This is a genomic window from Acinetobacter sp. YT-02 (genome assembly GCF_002412355.1).
Classification (GTDB): Bacteria; Pseudomonadota; Gammaproteobacteria; order Pseudomonadales; family Moraxellaceae; genus Acinetobacter; species Acinetobacter towneri.
In genome coordinates, this window is the sequence record NZ_NOZT01000023.1 from 1 (window position 1) to 569 (window position 569).

The window sequence follows — 569 nt, forward strand, 5'->3', positions numbered from 1 at the left end:
GGAGACCGCCCCAGTCAAACTACCCACCAGACATGGTCCTCGTCCCGGATAACGGGACAGAGTTAGAACCTCAACATTACCAGGGTGGTATTTCAAGGACGGCTCCACTCGGACTAGCGTCCAAGTTTCAAAGCCTCCCACCTATCCTACACAAGTAAGGTCAAAGTTCAATGTCAAGCTGCAGTAAAGGTTCACGGGGTCTTTCCGTCTAGCCGCGGGTACACCGCATCTTCACGGCGAATTCGATTTCACTGAGCCTCTGCTGGAGACAGCGCCGCCATCATTATGCCATTCGTGCAGGTCGGAACTTACCCGACAAGGAATTTCGCTACCTTAGGACCGTTATAGTTACGGCCGCCGTTTACTGGGGCTTCGATCAAGAGCTTCGCTTACGCTAACCCCATCAATTAACCTTCCAGCACCGGGCAGGCATCACACCCTATACGTCCACTTTCGTGTTTGCAGAGTGCTATGTTTTTAATAAACAGTTGCAGGGGCCTGGTTTCTGAGGCTGTCGACAGCTCAAGGAGCAAGTCCTATCACCATCAACAGCGTACCTTCTCCCGAAG

The 569-nt window shown here is 52.4% G+C and carries 1 rRNA gene; it reads right to left on the reverse strand.

Annotation, left to right across the window (positions count from 1 at the left end):
• Positions 1 to 569, reverse strand: a 23S ribosomal RNA gene (locus tag CF596_RS08020); the annotation flags it as partial.